We start from the raw sequence: 16,963 nt of genomic DNA on the forward strand, positions 1-16,963 counted from the left end.
TGCGCCCGGGCCCCAGCGGGACCCGGGCCGATTGTGCTCTCGGCTTCGAGACTGTCAGATCACCGGCGGACGGCCCAGCCGGGTCAGCCGCCAGACCGTGCGCCACCGCATGGGGCGGCGCGGTCCGCACGGGGTGGTCCAGCCCTCCTTGAAGCCGCCGAACCACGCCTTGAGCGCGGGCCCGGAGGGCTTCCTGGCGAGCGTGAGGAGCATCCACACGCCGAGGTAGACGGGCACCAGGAGGGCCGGCAGATTGCGTCGGGCCAGCCAGACCCGGTTGCGGGCCACCATCCGGTGGTAGACCGCGTGCCGGGACGGCGCCGTCGTCGGGTGGTGCAGCACCATGTCCGCGCGGTAGTCGATCATCCAGCCGGCGTCGAGCGCCCGCCAGGCCAGATCGGTCTCCTCGTGGGCGTAGAAGAACTCGTCGGGCAGCCCGCCGACCTCGGCGAGGACCTTCGTCCGTACGGCGTTGGCGCCGCCCAGGAAGGTCGTCACGCGCGAGGAGCGCAGCGGGTCGGAGGCGCGCAGCCTCGGCACGTGGCGGCGCTGGGTGACCCCGGTCTCCGGGTCGGCGATGCGGAAGCTGATGATGCCGAGCTCCGGGTCCGCCGCGAAGGCCTGGCGGCACAGCTCGGCGGTGTCGGTGTTCGGCAGCAGGCCGTCGTCGTCGAGGAAGAGCAGGATGTCGACCTCGGAGCCGGACGGGCCGAACGCCTCGATGCCGACGTTGCGCCCGCCCGGGATGCCCAGGTTCTCGGGCAGCTCCACGGTCCGTACACCCGCCGGGACGTCCGGCACCGGGGCGCCGTTGCCGACCACGACGACCTCGACGTGGTCACCGTCCTGCTTGGCGACCGAGTCGAGCAGGGCGCGCAGCTCCTCGGGGCGGTTGCCCATGGTGATGACGACCGCGCCGACCTTCAGCGGGGCGCTCACTTGAGCCTGCTGGAGGCGAGGATGGACACCAGGTGCAGCACGCTCTGCAGCAGCGCGATGCCCGCGAGCACCGCGACGCCGAGCCGGGAGAAGTACAGGTCGCCGCGGACGTGGTCCACGATCGCGAGGACCAGGATCAGCAGGGTCGCCTCGATGCCCATGACCAGCCGGTGGAACTTGAGCGCGCCGGCGGCCCGGCGGGCCAGCGCCATGCCGGACGAGCGCGGCTCGGACGCCGTCTCCTTGACCGGCGGCATGCCCTGCTGGTGCCGGGCCACGCCCACCAGGTCGGTCTCCGACTTGATCAGGACCGCGCCGAGGGCGGCCAGGGTGCCCAGGAAGGCCCACAGCCAGTCGATGCGGCCGGTGCCCCAGATGTCGGCGGCGCGCAGGCCGAAGCCGACGAGGACCGCGGCGTCGAGCACATAGGCCGCGACCCGGTCCACGTAGACGCCGACCATCGAGTACTGCTTCTTCCAGCGGGCGACCTCGCCGTCGACGCAGTCGAGGAGCAGATAGACCTGGGCCATCACCACGCCGAGCACGGCGCCCCAGATCCCGGGCACCAGCAGGGCCGGGGCCGCGAAGGCCGCGGCGACGGTCATCACGTAGGTCAGCTGGTTGGGCGTGACCCGCGTGTTCACCAGGTGCCGGTCGACGCGCAGGGAGACCTCGCGCATGTAGAGCCGGCCTCCCCAGTGCTCGCCGCTCCGCCGGTCCTTGACGCCCGGAGGGTGCACGACCGGGCGGAGTTCAGCTACCGATGGCTTTTGCATAGTCGGCGTATGCGTCCTTGATCTGGTCTGCGGACAGGTTGAGGTGTTCCAGGATGGTGAAGCGCCCGGGCCGGGTCTGCGGGGCGTACTCGACCGCGCGGACGAACTCCAGGGCGGAGAAGCCGATGTCCTCGGGGCGTACGGGCAGGTTGTGCCGCCGTAGCACCTCGGTGAAGAGACCGGCCTGCTCGGTGGCGCCGCGCAGGTGCATCGCGAAGGCGGCGCCGAGGCCGACCTGCTCGCCGTGGAGCGCGGAGCGCTTGGGGTAGAGCAGGTCGAAGGCGTGGCTGATCTCGTGGCAGGCGCCGGACGAGGGGCGGGTGTCCCCGCTGATCGACATGGCGATGCCGGACAGGACCAGCGCCTCGGACAGGACGGTGAGGAACTCGTCGTCGCCGGTGGTGCCCGGGTGGCGCAGCACCGACTCGCCGGCGGTGCGCGCCATGGCGGCGGCGAGGCCGTCCACCGGCTCGCCGGTGACCTGGTGCGACAGCTCCCAGTCGGCGATCGCCGAGATGTTGGAGATCGCGTCGCCGATGCCGGAGCGGACGAACCGGTCCGGGGCCTCCCGGATGACGTCGAGGTCGATGACCATGGCGATCGGCGTGGGCACGCCGTAGGAGCCGCGGCCGTTGTCGTTGTCGAGGATGGAGACCGGTGAGCAGATGCCGTCGTGCGACAGGTTGGTCGCGACCGCGACCATGGGCAGCCCGACCCGCGCCGCGGCGTACTTCGCCACGTCGATGATCTTGCCGCCGCCCAGGCCCACGACCGCGTCGTAGTGCTTGCCCTTGATGTCGTCGCCGAGCTGCACGGCCGAGTCGATGGTGCCGTCCGCGACCGGGTACCAGTCGGCGCCCGGCAGCACCGGCGCCAGCTTCTCGCTCAGCGCCTGGCCCGAGCCGCCGCTGACCGCGATCGCCAGCTTGCCCGACGCCGAGATCCGCTGGTCGGCCAGGAGGCCGGCCAGGTCGTCCAGGGCGCCCCGGCTGATGTCGACGACGACGGGCGAGGGAATGAGCCGGGTCAGTACCGGCATGCGATCTCACGGCCCTTCGCGAGGTCGTCGTGGTTGTCGATCTCGACCCACGAGACCTCGCCGATGGGCGCCACGTCCACGGTGAAGCCGCGGTTCACGAGCTCCTGGTAGCCGTCCTCGTAGTAGAGGTCGGGGTCGCGCTCGAAGGTGGTCTTCAGCGCGTCCGCCAGTTCCTCGGCGGCCTCGGGCTCGATCAGCGTGACGCCGATGTACTCGCCGGTCGCGGTGGCCGGGTCCATCAGCTTGGTGATGCGGCGCACGCCCTCGCCGTCGGCGGTGATCACCTTCATCTCCTCGTCGGCGAGGTGCTTCACCGTGTCGAGGGCGAGGATGATCTTCTGGCCCTGGCCGCGCGCGGCCAGCAGGGTCTGCTCGACGGAGACCGGGTGCACGGTGTCGCCGTTGGCGAGGATGACGCCCTGCTTCAGGACGTCACGGGCGCACCACAGGGAGTAGGCGTTGTTCCACTCCTCGGCCTTGTCGTTGTCGATCAGCGTGAGCGTGACGCCGTACTTGGCCTCAAGGGCTTCCTTACGGGCGTACACCGCTTCCTTGCGGTAGCCGACGACGATCGCGACCTCGGTGAGGCCCACCTCGGCGAAGTTGCCGAGCGTGAGGTCGAGGACGGTGGTGTCGCCGTCGACGGGCACGAGGGCCTTCGGGAGCGTGTCGGTGTAGGGGCGCAGACGCCGTCCTGCACCGGCTGCGAGTACGAGGCCGATCATGCCGTTTCTCCTTCGTCATGTACTGCGGGTGCTCCGGAGGACACCCAGAAGCGGATGGACTCCACGACCACCAGGAGCGCGATGCCTACCGCGAGGGCGGTGAGCGCCAGGGTGAAGTCCGTGCCGCGGGTGGCGAGCGTCGCGGCGAGCACCGCGACCAGCAGCGTCCGCCCCTCGTGGCCGCCGCTCAGGCGCACCAGCCAGCGCGGCGGCGCGCCGGATCCGCCCTTGATGCGGTAGACCGTGTCGTAGTGATGGTAGGCGACCGCCGCCACCAGTCCGAAGGCCGCGGGCAGGGCCCCGTTCACCTCGGAGCGGGCGGCGAGGGCCAGGACCGTGCCGTATTCGGCGGCCCGGAAGAACGGCGGGACGAGCCAGTCGAGGGCGCCCTTGAGGGGGCTGCTCACGGCGGCGCCCGCGAGGAGCGCGTAGACGGCCGCGCCGACGATCACGTACGGGCCGTCGAGGTCCGCGGTGAGCGCGGGGACGACCACGGCGGCCGCGCCGAGCAGGGCCAGGACCGGCGAGGTCCACGCGCCCCGGGCCCGGATCACCTTGGCGAAGATCTCGGCGAGCGGCCCGTTGTCGGCGAGCTCCACGAGCGCCTGCGCGGCCCGGTCGGTACGGGTCGCGCGACGGGTCAGCGAGCGCAGCACGCGCCCGGCCGTGGTGTAGCAGGCCGCGAACGCGCACCCGATGAGCAGCACGTAGAAGACGGTACGGGGCGTGGTGAGGGCGGTCAGGACCGCGATCATCGCCCAGCGCTCGCCGATCGGCAGCACGATCATCCGGCGCACCCAGACCGTCCAGCCCACCGAGTCGAGCTTGTCGGAGAGGGCGGCGGTGGGGCTGGTGTTGGCGGTGGCGTCGTGGTTGGACTCGTTGAAGGAGAAGTCCACGACATGGCGGCAGGTCTGGAGGACCATCGCGCCGAGCGCGAGCGCCCATACGTCGTCGCCGCCCCGGGCAGCTCCCAGGGCCAGGCCCGCGTAGTACGCGTACTCCTTGGCCCGGTCGAAGGTGGCGTCCAGCCAGGCGCCGAGCGTCGAGTACTGCAGCGAGTAACGGGCGAGCTGCCCGTCGGTGCAGTCCAGGACGAAGGAGAAGATCAGCAGCAGGCCGGCCGCCACATAGCCGCCCCGGGTACCGGTAGCCGCGCAGCCCGCCGCGATCAGCGCGGTGAGCAGCGAGGCGGTGGTGACCTGGTTGGGGGTGAGGCCCCGGCGGGCGCACCAGCGGGCGATGTAGCGCGAGTACGGGCTGATGCAGAAGGTGGTGAAGAACCCGTCGCGGGACTTCACGGCGTTGCGCAGCCGCACGGCCTCGTCGTCGACCGCGTCGACGGCCTTGCGCGCGGCGAAGGCGGCCTCGGGCCCGGCCGGCACGGTCGCCACCAGCGAGCCGAGCTCGGGGCGGTGCACGGCGACGCCCTTGTCCTCCAGGGCGGCGGCGACCCGGTCGGTGAGGACACCGGTGGCCGGGGCGTTCACGGCGACCGAGCCGTTGGCGGCGGGCTCCGGGTACCCGGCGAGGTCCGCGAGCGCACGCGTGAGCGCGGGGCGGGCCTCGGCCTGGACCGCCATGGCCCCGTCGACCGCGGCCGCCGGGAACCGGGGGTCGGTCAGTGCGAGGCGCAGGGCGTGCGTATGGCCCACGAAGTGCGGGTCGACCAGGGCGACCCGCTCACCGGACGGGACCTCGGCGAGCAGGCCGGGCAGATCCTCGGGCCGCTGGGCGGACCGGACGTCGAAGCCCAGCGAGCGCAGCTCGGGTCCGAGCTGCGACCCGGGGACCGGCAGTCCGGTCAGGATGGCGGTCGACAGACGAACTCACTCCTTGGAACTGGCATGGCTGGCTGGCACGGCTGATGCCCGGCGGCCCGGCCCGGCACAAGCGGCGGGCGGCACGTCGGCAGAGGCTATCGGGAGGCTATCGGATGCGGGGAACCGGGAGTTCATCGCCTGTTTACGCCCCGAACGGGCCCTGCGGCCGGGGTCCGGCCGCGTGGATCATCATCGTCGATCAAGAGCGCGGCCCACAAACCGCCCCCCTCGTCGTGACGACCGCCGATCCGACACGCCCGGAGGCCCGGTCGGACAGCAGATGACAACGGCGTTCACCGCCGTGTTGCCTCATACCCCCCTCCCGTAGTTCACCGACCCCTCGTACGCAGATCGCACACTGTCTGCTGCTGCTCGGCGTGGGGGGATACGTCCTGTACGAAGCGGTTCGTCGAGCCGGCCGACACCTCGGGGCCCACGACCATCGTTTTCGGCCTGATCGGTCTCCCCAGGGCTGCCTGGGTGATCACTTCGATGTGGGGCACCGCACGTTCCAGCTGGAGCCGGACGGCCACGCGGCCCACGAGGTGGGGCTCTGCCACTGAGCGGTGCGGCACGCCCGTACCCCCCGGGCGGGTGTTCGATGATTCCGCTTCGGTCCTGCTGGGCACGATTCATTCTTCGACGCGGTGGCGCGCTCGTGACGCATGGCGCGTTGTTCTTATGCACGACGCATTACGGACATGCGGTGCCCGTCGAAGTGCGAAGACGCCGCTTTTGTACGGCAGACTTGGCAGCCGAGGACCGAAGCGAAGGATGGTTATGCCGACCACACCAGCCACTACGGCGAACAGCTCGTCGAACGGGACCGCCGAAGAGATCATGCTCGAACTGGTCGACGAGAGCGGCAATACCATCGGCACCGCGGAGAAGCTCTCCGCCCATCAGGCCCCCGGCCGGCTGCACCGCGCGTTCTCCGTCTTCCTCTTCGACCCGTCCGGCAAGCTGCTGCTCCAGCGCCGCGCGCTCGGCAAGTACCACTCCCCCGGCGTCTGGTCGAACACCTGCTGCGGGCACCCCTACCCCGGCGAGTCCCCGTTCGCCGCGGCCGCCCGGCGCACCCACGAGGAGCTGGGCGTCTCGCCCTCGCTGCTCGCCGAGGCGGGCACGGTCCGCTACAACCACCCCGACCCGGACTCGGGCCTGGTGGAGCAGGAGTACAACCACCTCTTCGTGGGCCTGGTGCAGTCGCCGGTGCGCCCGGACGCGGAGGAGGTCTACGAGACCGCCTTCGTCTCGCCGCAGGAGCTGACCGCGCTGCACGAGCGGGCGACGTTCTCCGCGTGGTTCATGACGGTCCTGGACGCGGCCCGGCCGGCCGTGCGCGAGCTCACAGGGCCTGCCGCGGGCTGGTGACCCCGCCGGCCACCGGGCCCAGCGGCAGCGCCACCCAGATGATCTTTCCGCCGTTCGCGGTCTGCTCGACGTCGCAGGACCCGCCCGCCTCGTAGGTGATCTCGCGCACCAGGAGCAGCCCGCGCCCGCCGGTCTGCGCGTAGTCGGTCTCCAGCGCCTTGGGGCGGTACGGGTGGTTGTCCTCCACCGAGACCCTGATCCACTCCGCGCCGATCGCGACCTCGACGGCGACCTGCGGGGAGAGCAGGGCCGCGTGCTTCACCGCGTTGGTGACCAGCTCGGAGACGATCAGGAGCAGCCCCTGCACCAGATCGTCGTGGACCGGGACGCCCTGGCGATGGAGCAGATCGCGCACGGCATGGCGGGCCTGCGGGACCGAGGCGTCGACCGCGGGTGCCGTGAAGCGCCAGACGCCCTCGTACGGGAGCGGCCTGGCCGGCACGGTGTCGGGTGGCACGCTCCCGCGGATCTCCATGTTCCGGCACCACCCTCGCACTCGGCTGTCAGGCTCTTGGTACCGAGTGTTGGGAGTGTGATGGTCCGGACCGGGCGACTGAACTGAAGTCAGCGTCTATCGACGTCATTTGATCGCCATCGACCGCGGATGTCACTTCTCAAAGCTGCTCTGATCGCCCTCTGACGGCTTTGCCATGGCTTGCGGGGGTGTTTGCGGCACGGAATCCGGAGCGTCCGCGTCCGCGCCGGAGCGCGCCGGAGCCACGAGGCCCACGATCCGGCGGCCGGTGAGACCGAGCGCGATCAGACCGAGACCGTCGAAGAACAGGGCGAGCGAGAAGAAGCAGCCGATCACATAGCGGCTGCTGCTCGGCCAGCTGCCGAGCACCAGGATCCCCAGGAGCACACCGAACGCGCCCTGCACCAGCGTCCAGCCCATCTGCGGCCCGCGCACCACCACACTGCCCGCGAGCCGGAAGACGCCGCCGGTCAAGAAGAGCAGCGCGGCGAACATCGTCAGCGCCTCGGCGCTGCCCTCGGGGCGGCGGATGACCACCACGCCCGCCGCGATGTTGAGGGCTGCGACCACCACGCCGAGCCAGAAGTAGTTCGCGCCGCGCGACTGGATCGCGTGCAGCAGCCCGACCACCCCGCCGACCAGCAGCAGCCAGCCGAAGAGCAGCATCGAGGTGAGGGTCGCGACCCCGGTGTAGACGAGGCCGACCAGGCCCGCGACGACCAGGATCGCGCCGAGGACGGTCAGCCGTCCGAAACTGCGGCTGAGCTTTCTGCTCTCACGCGTGGGCACGGCCATCAGCGTCTCCTCACGGCTTCACGGGCAGCCCCCTCTTGATCATAGGAGCGGTACGGCCGGATAGCATCCGGCGCATGGAGCCGCAGCTGGAGCACGCCGTGGCGGGCGGCGTGGCCACCGTCGTCATCAGCAACCCCGCCAAGCGCAACGCGATGACGTCCGCGATGTGGCGGGCGCTGCCGCCGCTGCTGGACACTCTGGCCGCCGACCCGGCCGTACGGGCCCTGGTGCTGACCGGCGCCGGTGCCACGTTCTGCGCGGGCGCCGACATCTCCTCGCTGCGCGCGCCCGAGCCCGGCGACGATCCCCAGTCGCTCGCGGTACGGGCCGAGGAGGCGCTGGCGGCGTTCCCCAAGCCGACGCTGGCGGCCGTGCGCGGCTACTGCGTGGGCGGCGGCTGCCAGCTGGCGGCCGCCTGCGACCTGCGGTTCGCGGAGGAGGGTTCCTCGTTCGGGATCACGCCCGCGAAGCTCGGCATCGTGTACGCGTCGTCGTCGACCCGGCGCCTGGCCGCGCTCGTGGGTCCTTCGACCGCCAAGTACCTGCTGTTCTCGGCCGAGTTGATCGACGCGGAGCGGGCGCTGCGGACGGGTCTGATCGACGAGGTGCTGCCGACCGGTGAACTCGACAAGCGCGTCGCCGAGTTCACCCGGATCCTCACCACACGTTCCCAGCTCACCCAGGCGGCGGCCAAGGAGTTCGCGAACGGCCGGACCGACCGGGACGCGCACTGGACGGAGCAGGCGCGCGGCAGCGGCGACACCGCCGAGGGTGTCGCCGCCTTCCTGGAGCGCAGGGCACCGCGCTTCGAGTGGACCGCTTCGGGCTGAGCCCGTGGTTACTTCAGGATGAGGTGGCTCCCGGCCCGCAGCTTCTCCACCAGCTCGGCCGGGGCCTTATCCGGCGAGCCCGCGTCGTAGGGCGGCTGCGGGTCGTACTCGGTCAGCAGCTGCACGGCCTGCGCGAACTCGTCGCCCGCGATACGGCCGACCAGGGTGAGCCCCATGTCGATGCCGGAGGACACCCCGGCCGCGGTGACGTACTTGCCGTCGAAGACCACGCGCTCGCCGGTCGGCTCGGCGCCGAGCGCGGCCAGGTCGTCGTAGGTGAGCCAGTGGGTGGTGGCCCGGCGGCCGGTCAGGAGCCCGGCCGCGGCGAGCAGCAGCGAACCGGTGCACACCGACGTCGTCCAGGTGGTGGTGGCGTCGACCGCGCGCAGCCAGCCGGTCAGGGCCTCGTTGCCGGTCAGCTCCCGGGTGCCCGGGCCGCCCGGGACCACGACGATGTCGGGCCGGTCCACCTCGGCCAGGGTCTTCTCGGCGACCAGGTGGAGGCTGCCCTTGTCATTGACGACCGGGCCCGCCTGCTCGGCGACGAAGACGACCTCGGCGTCGGGGAGACGGCAGAGCGTCTCGTACGGGCCGATGGCGTCCAGGGAGGTGAAGCGGTCGTAGAGCAGCACGGCGATCTGCATGGGGGTTCCTTTCGACGGAACGGTGGGTCGGAGCTGACGGCGGATCGAGTCGCAGGGCCGGGATCGGCCGGGCGACGGGTCGGGTCAGAGGGCGGGATGGAAGCGGCGCCGGTACTCGGCGGGCGCGGTTCCGAGGGTCTTCACGAAGGCGCGGCGCATCGCCTCCGGAGTGCCGTAGCCGGAGGCGCGGGAGATCTCCCGTACCCCGTCGGCGGTGTCCTCCAACAGGCGCCGGGCGTGTTCGACGCGGACGCGCTCCACGTACCGGCCGGGCGTCGTGCCGGTCTCGGCCTGGAAGGCGCGGGCGAAGTGGCGGGGCGAGAGGCGGGCGCGGGCGGCCAGGGCGTCGACGGTGAGGTCGGCGTCGGGGTGCTCGCTGATCCACTGCTGCACCTCGCGCAACGGCTCGCGCTGTGCGGTCTGGGCGGCGAGCTGGGCGCTGAACTGGGCCTGGTTTCCGGGGCGTCGCAGGAACACCACGAGGCGCCGCGCGACGGTGAGCGCGGCCTCGCGCCCCAGGTCCTCCTCGACCAGGGCGAGGGCGAGATCGATGCCCGCCGTCACACCCGCCGAGGTGGAGACGTTTCCGTCGCGTACGTAGATGGGGTCCTGCTCGACGGTGACCTTCGGGTGCCGGCGCGCGAGGTCGTCGCAGTACGCCCAGTGCGTGGTCGCCCGACGCCCGTCGAGCAGCCCCGCCTCCGCGAGCAGTTCGGCGCCGGTGCACACGGAGACCAGCCGCTCGGCCCGGGGCCCGTGCTCGCGCAGCCAGGCGATCAGACGGGGGTCCGGGGCGCGGGTGCCCTGGCCGCCGGGCACCAGCAGGGTGTGCGGCACCGCCGCGTCGGCCAGGGAGCCGTCCGGGACGAGCGTGAGCCCGCTGGAGGCGCGGACCGGGGCGCCGTCCAGGGAGGCGGTACGGATCGGATAGACGCCGCCGGGCTCCCCGGCGACGTATCGGTCCGCCCCGGAGAAGACCTCCACCGGGCCGGAGACATCGAGACTCTGGACGTCCTCGAAGAGGACGACGAGCACGGTTCGCTGCGCCATGCCCCTGATTCTTCGGGGTGCCCGCCATGTCTGCAATGACGAGCAACCCACCTTTCCTGCCATGGCGGGCGTGGGGGTTCATGTCGTACGGACTGGAGGTCCGACCGGGGGTTCACGACGTACCGACCAGTCGGTAACCTGCGGGCATGACCTCTCTCCCGCCGCGCGCCGGCCGCCGCTGCCACCACTCCATCAACCCGCTGCACTCGACGGTCTACTTCTCCCCCGACTACGACAAGGAGCTCGCGGGGATCGGCATCGAGGACCCGCGCGCCGCCTACTTCGCAGGCCGCGCCGCCGCGTTCGGCGCGGTCGGCCCCGGCACCGTCACCGCCACTTTCTACAACTTCAACCACGAGCTGGTCGCCCGGCACGTGCCGGCGGTGTGGGACATCGCGTCGCCCGAGGACGTGCTCGCCGCCCGGCTGCGGGCCGCCGACAGCACGCTGCGGCGTCTCCTCGGCGAGGAGATGGTGGCCTCGGACGAGATGGCCGAGGCGGCGCGGCTCGCGCTGCGGGCCGCCGAGGGCTGCACGCGCCACGCCCGGCCGCTGTACGCCGCGCACGCCGATCTGCCGGTGCCCGAGGAGCCGCACCTGGTGTACTGGCACGCGGCGACACTCCTGCGCGAGCACCGGGGCGACGGCCACCTCATGGCGCTGCTCGACGCCGGGCTCGACCCGCTGGAGGCGCTGGTCAGCCACACCGCCACCGGCAAGGGCATGGCACCGCGCTGGATCATCGGCACGCGCGGCTGGCGGCGCGCCGACTGGGAGGCCGCGGCCGCCCGGCTGCGCGAGCGCGGACTCCTGGACGCCGACGGCGAGTTGACCGAGGCGGGCACCGCGCTGCGGGAGGACGTGGAGGACCGCACGGACCGCCTCGACCTGGCCCCGTACGAACTGCTCGGCGAGGCGGGCGTGGCCCGGCTGACCGAACTGGCCCGGGGTTTCCTGATGACGGCCCTGGCGGCGGGCGCGTTCCCGGCCGATCTGACCGGCAAGGAATGACACGGTCCCGGGGACTGACCGGATAGGGCTGATCGGCGATTGTCGGTGCCGCCTGCCACAATGGCGCCTCAAGCTCATCGAGAAGGCGGTACGGGATCGTGACGACGTCCATCGAAGGCAGGATCGCCGAGGAACTCGGCGTACGGGAGCGGCAGGTGAAGGCCGCCGTCGAGCTGCTCGACGGCGGGTCGACCGTGCCGTTCATCGCGCGCTACCGCAAGGAAGCGACCGAGATGCTCGACGACGCCCAGCTGCGCACCCTGGAGGAGCGGCTGCGGTATCTGCGCGAGCTGGAGGAGCGCCGCACGTCCGTCCTCGATTCCGTACGGGAGCAGGGCAAGCTCACCGAGGAGCTTGAGCGGCAGATCCTGGCCGCCGACACCAAGGCCCGCCTGGAGGACATCTATCTGCCCTTCAAGCCCAAGCGGCGCACCAAGGCGCAGATCGCGCGCGAGGCAGGCCTTGAGCCGCTGGCCGAGGGGCTGCTCGGCGACCCGTCGGTCGAACCGATCGCGGCGGCGGCCGCGTTCGTGGACGCGGACAAGGGCGTCGCCGACCCGGCGGCAGCCCTTGAAGGCGCCCGCGCCATCCTCACCGAGCGCTTCTCCGAGGACGCCGACCTGATCGGCGAGGTGCGCGAGCGGATGTGGACCAAGGGCCGCCTCGCGGCGAAGGTGCGCGCCGGCAAGGAGGAGGCGGGTGCCAAGTTCGCCGACTACTTCGACTTCGCCGAGCCCTTCACCGCGCTGCCCTCGCACCGCGTCCTCGCCATGCTGCGCGGCGAGAAGGAGGAGGTCCTGGACCTCGTCCTGGAACCCGAAGGTTCCCCGGAGGACGCAGCCACGCCCGGGCCCTCCGCGTACGAGAACATGGTGGCGCGCCGCTTCGGCATCGCCGACCGGGGCCGCCCGGGCGACAAGTGGCTGGCGGACACGGTCCGTTGGGCCTGGCGCACCCGGATCCTGGTCCACCTCGGCATCGACCTGCGGCTGCGGCTGCGGACGGCCGCCGAGGACGAGGCGGTACGGGTCTTCGCCTCCAACCTGCGCGACCTGCTGCTCGCGGCCCCGGCCGGTACGCGCGCGACGCTGGGCCTGGACCCCGGGTTCCGTACGGGCGTGAAGGTGGCCGTCGTCGACGCGACCGGCAAGGTCGTGGCGACGGACGTGATCCACCCGCACGTCCCGGCGAACCGGTGGGACGAGGCGATCGCCAAGCTGGCGCGGCTCGCCAAGGAGCACGCGGTCGACCTGGTCGCCATCGGCAACGGCACGGCGTCCCGCGAGACGGACAAGCTCGCGGGTGAACTGATCACCAAGCACCCGGAGTTGAAGCTCACCAAGGTCATGGTCTCCGAGGCGGGCGCTTCGGTGTACTCGGCCTCCGCCTTCGCCTCCCAGGAGCTGCCGGACATGGACGTGTCGCTGCGCGGCGCGGTCTCCATCGCGCGCCGCCTCCAGGACCCGCTCGCCGAGCTGGTGAAGATCGACCCCAAGTCGATCGGCGTCGGCCAGTACCAGCACGACCTGTCCGAGGTGAAGCTCTCGCGCTCGCTCGACGCGGTCGTGGAGGACTGTGTGAACGGCGTCGGGGTAGACGTCAACACCGCGTCCGCGCCGCTGCTCTCGCGGGTCTCCGGCATCGGCGCCGGGCTCGCCGAGAACATCGTGGCGCACCGCGACGCCAACGGCCCCTTCCGCTCCCGCAAGGCGCTCAAGGACGTGGCGCGCCTGGGCCCCAAGGCGTACGAGCAGTGCGCGGGCTTCCTGCGTATCCGGGGCGGCGACGACCCGCTGGACGCCTCCAGCGTGCACCCCGAGGCGTACCCCGTGGTGCGGCGGATGGTGAAGACCTCGGGCAGCGAGGTCGCGTCGCTGATCGGCAACACGGCGGTGCTGCGGTCGCTGCGGCCGGACTCGTTCGTCGACGAGACCTTCGGTCTGCCGACGGTCACCGACATCCTGCGCGAGCTGGAGAAGCCGGGCCGCGACCCCCGCCCCGCCTTCAAGACGGCCTCCTTCAAGGAGGGCGTCGAGAAGATCGGCGACCTCGAACCCGGGATGGTCCTGGAGGGCGTGGTGACGAACGTGGCGGCGTTCGGCGCGTTCATCGACATCGGCGTCCACCAGGACGGCCTCGCCCATGTCTCGGCCCTCTCCAACAAGTTCGTGAAGGACCCCCGCGAGGTCGTGAAGCCGGGCGACATCGTCAAGGTGAAGGTCATGGACGTCGACGTCCCACGCAAGCGGATTTCGCTGACGCTGCGGCTGGATGACGACGCGAGCGCGGGCACCTCGGGCGGTGAGCCCAAGCGGGGTGGGCGGCCCCCGCAGCAGCGCCAGCAGCGACGGGGTGGCGGCGACCGTGACCGCGGCGGCCGCCAGGCCCCGCCACCGGCGAACGGCGCGATGGCGGACGCCCTCCGCAAGGCGGGGTTGCTGGACCCGAAGGGTCGCCGCTAAGCGGCACGCCGCCGCTGTGGCTGCCGCCGCCCTCTATCGCCGCCGCTGTGGGCGTGCGTGCCGCTAGGGGCGATGGGGGTTCCCCCTGCTCCTTAAGAGCTTGGGGGAGGGCGGGCACAGCGGCACCCCGTCCCGGGCCACCGTTCCCCCGCCCGCGCCCCGTTCCTGGGCAATCGGTCGACTGCGGACCGTGCGTGGCTGGTCGCGCAGTTCCCCGCGCCCCTGAAACTGCGCCCCTTCGGGCCGCAGCCCAGGGACGGCACCAGCCGCAGCGGGCGGCGGCGCGGCGCCGGCGGCTACGCCTCCAGTGCCACCGGACCCGACGTCGGCCGCTCCGCGTTGCGGCGCGTCTTCGCCCAGCCGTTGCGGCCGCGGGCCATGCGGACGAAGGCGCGGGCAGAGACGATGAACAGGTGGTACGCGTACAGCCACAGGGCCAGGCCCCACAGCACGGCGGTCAACCGCGACGCGTCCGGGGCGTGGTCGCGGCGGTAGACCGGGCCCCACAGGACGAACGGGCCGATCGCCAGCGCCGCCAGGATCAGGGTGAGCGGCCACAGCACCAGCGAACCGAGACCGCCCAGCACCAGCATCGCCACGCTCAGCGCGAGGGTGAGCAGATGCGCGACCGGCTGGCAGAACGTGTACAGCGTCTCCAGCACACCGCGCCCGCTGTAGTGGCGCGACGAGATGATGCGCGGGGCATAGCGCACGCACTGGAAGTTCCCCTGCGCCCAGCGCGTCCGCTGCGTCAGCAGCCGGCGGGCGTGCGGCAGGCCCTCCTGGGAGACCCAGGTGTCCGCGATGTGCGTGATCCGGAAGCCAGCGAGGATCATGTGCAGGCCGAGTTCGTAGTCCTCCAGGAGCGCGCCGCGCTGCCACGGGCGCCGCTCGGCGTCCGCGATCCGGTCGAGCGCGGACAGCCGCGTGAACTGGCCGTTCCCGCCGAGCCCCACCGAACCCGTACGCCGGCGCAGCAGCTGCATGCCCGCGTTGGAGACCGCGAACTCCATGTCCTGGACGCGCACGAGCAGCCGGGCGAACGCGTTCAGGACGCGGCCGCGCTCCGGCAGCGGGCGCGGGTCGTCGACGTTCCGCATCCGCACACCGACCTGCACCCCGCCGATCTCCGGGTCCCCGAACGCCTTGGGCCCCGAGACGAGTTCGAGCGCACGCGGGTCGAGCCGCCCATCGGCGTCCACGACACAGACGACGACCCGACCCCGGTCGACCCCCTCGGGCAGGAACTCACCGAGCTGGTCGTACGCCGCGTTGAGCGCGTCCCCCTTGCCCGTACGCGCCTCGGGGCGCACCCGGCGTACGAGATGAACCCTCCGGTCGTCCTCCGCGAGCGCGGCCACGATCACACCGGTCCGGTCGTCACTGTCGTCGTCGATCACCCAGACATGCGCGGCCGGAAAGTCCCCCCGCAGCTGCGCGACCGTAGTCCCGACAACAGCCTCCTCATCCCGACACGGCACGAAGAAGTGCCAGTCCAGGGCCGCCGGGTCACCCGCTTCCGTACGCGAACGGTTCACGTACGAGCGACGGGCCCCGGCCCAGTAGAGGAGGAAGCAGGTGAGGAGGGCAAAGGGGAAGAGGAATATGAGCAGGTTGGAGAGCACGGGAAGTCTTTCAGTGGAGATGCGGTGGCAGGGGGCCCGTACGAGTGGGGCGCGCTTGCGCCCCTCAAGGGGCGCGGGGCTGTGACATTTGCGGCTCCGCCGCAGGGCGCGACCAGCCCAAGACGGCCCGCAGCCGAATGACCGGTCCGCGCGCCGCTCAGGCGACCGCCGCGTACGTCGTCACGCCCGACGACACAAGACGCACCAGCAGCGCCACGATCCGCCGCGAAGCGAGCCCGTCCCCGAACGGGCTCGGCAGCGCGGCGAGCCGGGCACGTCCACCCGCGCCAAGGGCCAGCGCCGCACGCGCCGCGCGGCCCAGCTCAGGACCCGGCGCGACCAGGGTCGCGAAGTCGGCCATCGCCTCCGGGCGTTCGGTGGAGTTGCGGACCACCACCAGCGGGCGGCCGAGTACGGTGACCTCCTCCTGGACGCCGCCGGAGTCGGAGACGAGCAGGGCCGCGTGCCGGGCGAGGGCCAGGAAGTCGCGGTAGCCGAGCGGCCGGGTCACCCGCAGCGGGGCGAGGAGGTCGACGAGGCCGGCCGCCTCGATGCGGGCCCGGGTGCGCGGGTGGAGCGGGAGCACCACCGGCACCTCGGCGGCGAGCGCGGCCAGCTCGGTGAGGATCGCGCGCAGGGCCGCCGCATCGTCGGTGTTCTCGGGGCGGTGGACGGTGGCCAGGACGAACCCGTCGGGGGTCAGCCCCAGACGCTCCAGGTGCGCGAACCGCTCGTCGCTGGACGGGAGTTGACTGTGGACGGCCTCGACCACCGTGTTGCCGGTGATGTCGACGAGGTCGGCGCGGATGCCCTCGGCCAGCAGGTTCTCCCGGTTCTCCGGGGTCGCCGCGCAGAGCACGTCGGCGAGACGGTCGATCAGGACCCGGTTGTGCTCCTCGGGCATGTTCCGGTCGTGGCTGCGCAGCCCGGCCTCGACGTGGACGAGCGGGATCGAGCGCGCGTTGGCGGCGAGCGCACCGGCAAGGGCGGCGTTGGTGTCGCCCTGGACGACCACGGCGAGCGGAGGCTCGGCCAGGAACAGCGCGTCGAGCTGGGCGAGGCCCGCGGAGATCTGGACCGCGCGGGGCTGTCCGCCGATGCCGGTGAGGTACGTCGGCTCGGGGATGCCGAGGTCGGTCAGGAAGCGGCCGGACAGTTCCTCGTCGTAGTGCTGCCCGGTGTGCACGACATGCGCGGCGGGCCCGAGGAGGCGGATCAGCTCGGTCAGCTTGACCAGCTCGGGGCGGGTACCGAGGACGACGGCGATGCTGCGGGGCGGCAGGGCGGACACGGAGAGCTCCAGGGACGGACCGGCGGGGACGTCCACCAAGCTCGCCGCCGACCGTTGCCCGCCCGGCTGGCACTCGGTTGCCCAACGGTTGCGGTTGCCGTCGGG

The 16,963-nt window shown here is 72.1% G+C and carries 15 protein-coding genes and 2 pseudogenes; 6 read left to right on the top strand and 11 right to left on the bottom strand.

Translation table 11 applies throughout. The features are described 5' to 3' along the window. Nucleotides 1-54: 54 nt before the first annotated feature. Genes ACT1U9_RS02655 through ACT1U9_RS02675 form a run of 5 tightly spaced genes read right to left on the bottom strand, consistent with a single transcriptional unit; the run spans nt 55 to nt 5,302 of the window. On the bottom strand, nt 55-939 hold the full coding sequence (locus ACT1U9_RS02655; protein ID WP_444536734.1) for a glycosyltransferase family 2 protein: 885 nt from the start codon (nt 937-939) through the stop codon (nt 55-57). Continuing rightward, nucleotides 936-1,715, bottom strand: a complete 780-nt coding sequence (locus tag ACT1U9_RS02660) for a CDP-alcohol phosphatidyltransferase family protein (protein ID WP_188278629.1) — start codon at nt 1,713-1,715, stop codon at nt 936-938. Before ACT1U9_RS02660 ends, ACT1U9_RS02655 begins: the two co-directional genes overlap by 4 nt. Next, nucleotides 1,693-2,754: an iron-containing alcohol dehydrogenase family protein gene (locus tag ACT1U9_RS02665; protein ID WP_444536735.1), complete on the bottom strand. Its 1,062-nt coding sequence runs from the start codon at nt 2,752-2,754 to the stop codon at nt 1,693-1,695. Before ACT1U9_RS02665 ends, ACT1U9_RS02660 begins: the two co-directional genes overlap by 23 nt. Beyond that, nucleotides 2,742-3,479 carry a phosphocholine cytidylyltransferase family protein gene (locus ACT1U9_RS02670; RefSeq protein WP_444536736.1) on the bottom strand — a complete coding sequence of 246 codons (738 nt, stop codon included), beginning with the start codon at nt 3,477-3,479 and terminating at the stop codon, nt 2,742-2,744. Before ACT1U9_RS02670 ends, ACT1U9_RS02665 begins: the two co-directional genes overlap by 13 nt. Further along, entirely contained in the window at nt 3,476-5,302 is a 1,827-nt protein-coding gene (locus ACT1U9_RS02675) for a DUF5941 domain-containing protein (RefSeq protein ID WP_444538988.1), read from the bottom strand. The genes ACT1U9_RS02670 and ACT1U9_RS02675 overlap by 4 nt, the downstream gene beginning before the upstream one ends. Nucleotides 5,303-5,652: 350 nt before the next feature. On the opposite strand from ACT1U9_RS02675, the pseudogene ACT1U9_RS02680 reads away from it, so the two are divergent. From ACT1U9_RS02680 to idi, 3 genes and pseudogenes are all read left to right on the top strand, one after another. Then, nucleotides 5,653-5,767 (top strand): annotated as a pseudogene (locus tag ACT1U9_RS02680) (cation diffusion facilitator family transporter); the annotation flags it as partial. A gap of 2 nt (nt 5,768-5,769) precedes the next feature. Next, nucleotides 5,770-5,865: pseudogene (locus tag ACT1U9_RS02685) on the top strand (cation diffusion facilitator family transporter); the annotation flags it as partial. Between the two features lie 217 nt (nt 5,866-6,082). Further along, nucleotides 6,083-6,676 carry an isopentenyl-diphosphate Delta-isomerase gene (gene idi, locus ACT1U9_RS02690; RefSeq protein WP_444536737.1) on the top strand — a complete coding sequence of 198 codons (594 nt, stop codon included), beginning with the start codon at nt 6,083-6,085 and terminating at the stop codon, nt 6,674-6,676. On the opposite strand, the gene ACT1U9_RS02695 is transcribed toward idi, so the two are convergent. Then, on the bottom strand, nt 6,651-7,151 hold the full coding sequence (locus ACT1U9_RS02695) for an ATP-binding protein (RefSeq protein WP_361419139.1): 501 nt from the start codon (nt 7,149-7,151) through the stop codon (nt 6,651-6,653). The two genes, idi and ACT1U9_RS02695, sit on opposite strands and share 26 nt — an antisense overlap. A gap of 132 nt (nt 7,152-7,283) precedes the next feature. Further along, nucleotides 7,284-7,946 carry an HdeD family acid-resistance protein gene (locus ACT1U9_RS02700; protein WP_444536738.1) on the bottom strand — a complete coding sequence of 221 codons (663 nt, stop codon included), beginning with the start codon at nt 7,944-7,946 and terminating at the stop codon, nt 7,284-7,286. Nucleotides 7,947-8,020: 74 nt separating this feature from the next. Between ACT1U9_RS02700 and ACT1U9_RS02705 the strand changes: the two genes are divergently transcribed. After that, entirely contained in the window at nt 8,021-8,776 is a 756-nt protein-coding gene (locus tag ACT1U9_RS02705) for an enoyl-CoA hydratase/isomerase family protein (RefSeq protein WP_444536739.1), read from the top strand. 8 nt (nt 8,777-8,784) lie between these two features. Here the strand turns inward: ACT1U9_RS02705 and ACT1U9_RS02710 are convergent, their stop codons facing one another. Together ACT1U9_RS02710 and ACT1U9_RS02715 are read right to left on the bottom strand one after the other, a co-directional pair. Then, the gene (locus ACT1U9_RS02710) at nt 8,785-9,420 is read right to left on the bottom strand and encodes a DJ-1/PfpI family protein (RefSeq protein WP_444536740.1); all 636 of its coding nucleotides are present in this window, start codon (nt 9,418-9,420) and stop codon (nt 8,785-8,787) included. A gap of 84 nt (nt 9,421-9,504) precedes the next feature. Next, nucleotides 9,505-10,470: a GlxA family transcriptional regulator gene (locus ACT1U9_RS02715; RefSeq protein ID WP_444536741.1), complete on the bottom strand. Its 966-nt coding sequence runs from the start codon at nt 10,468-10,470 to the stop codon at nt 9,505-9,507. A gap of 146 nt (nt 10,471-10,616) precedes the next feature. Between ACT1U9_RS02715 and ACT1U9_RS02720 the strand changes: the two genes are divergently transcribed. Both ACT1U9_RS02720 and ACT1U9_RS02725 read left to right on the top strand, forming a co-directional pair. Continuing rightward, entirely contained in the window at nt 10,617-11,480 is an 864-nt protein-coding gene (locus ACT1U9_RS02720) for an SCO6745 family protein (RefSeq protein WP_444536742.1), read from the top strand. 98 nt (nt 11,481-11,578) lie between these two features. After that, complete coding sequence (locus tag ACT1U9_RS02725; RefSeq protein WP_444536743.1) at nt 11,579-13,942, top strand: Tex family protein; 2,364 nt, start codon at nt 11,579-11,581, stop codon at nt 13,940-13,942. 296 nt (nt 13,943-14,238) lie between these two features. On the opposite strand, the gene ACT1U9_RS02730 is transcribed toward ACT1U9_RS02725, so the two are convergent. Together ACT1U9_RS02730 and wecB are read right to left on the bottom strand one after the other, a co-directional pair. Further along, nucleotides 14,239-15,567, bottom strand: coding sequence for a glycosyltransferase family 2 protein (locus tag ACT1U9_RS02730; RefSeq protein WP_444536744.1), 1,329 nt, complete (start codon nt 15,565-15,567; stop codon nt 14,239-14,241). 157 nt (nt 15,568-15,724) lie between these two features. After that, nucleotides 15,725-16,894 carry a non-hydrolyzing UDP-N-acetylglucosamine 2-epimerase gene (gene wecB / locus ACT1U9_RS02735; RefSeq protein WP_444536745.1) on the bottom strand — a complete coding sequence of 390 codons (1,170 nt, stop codon included), beginning with the start codon at nt 16,892-16,894 and terminating at the stop codon, nt 15,725-15,727. Between the last annotated feature and the right edge of the window lie 69 nt (nt 16,895-16,963).

The organism is Streptomyces sp. BR1, from assembly GCF_052373795.1.
Lineage (GTDB): Bacteria > Actinomycetota > Actinomycetes > Streptomycetales > Streptomycetaceae > Streptomyces.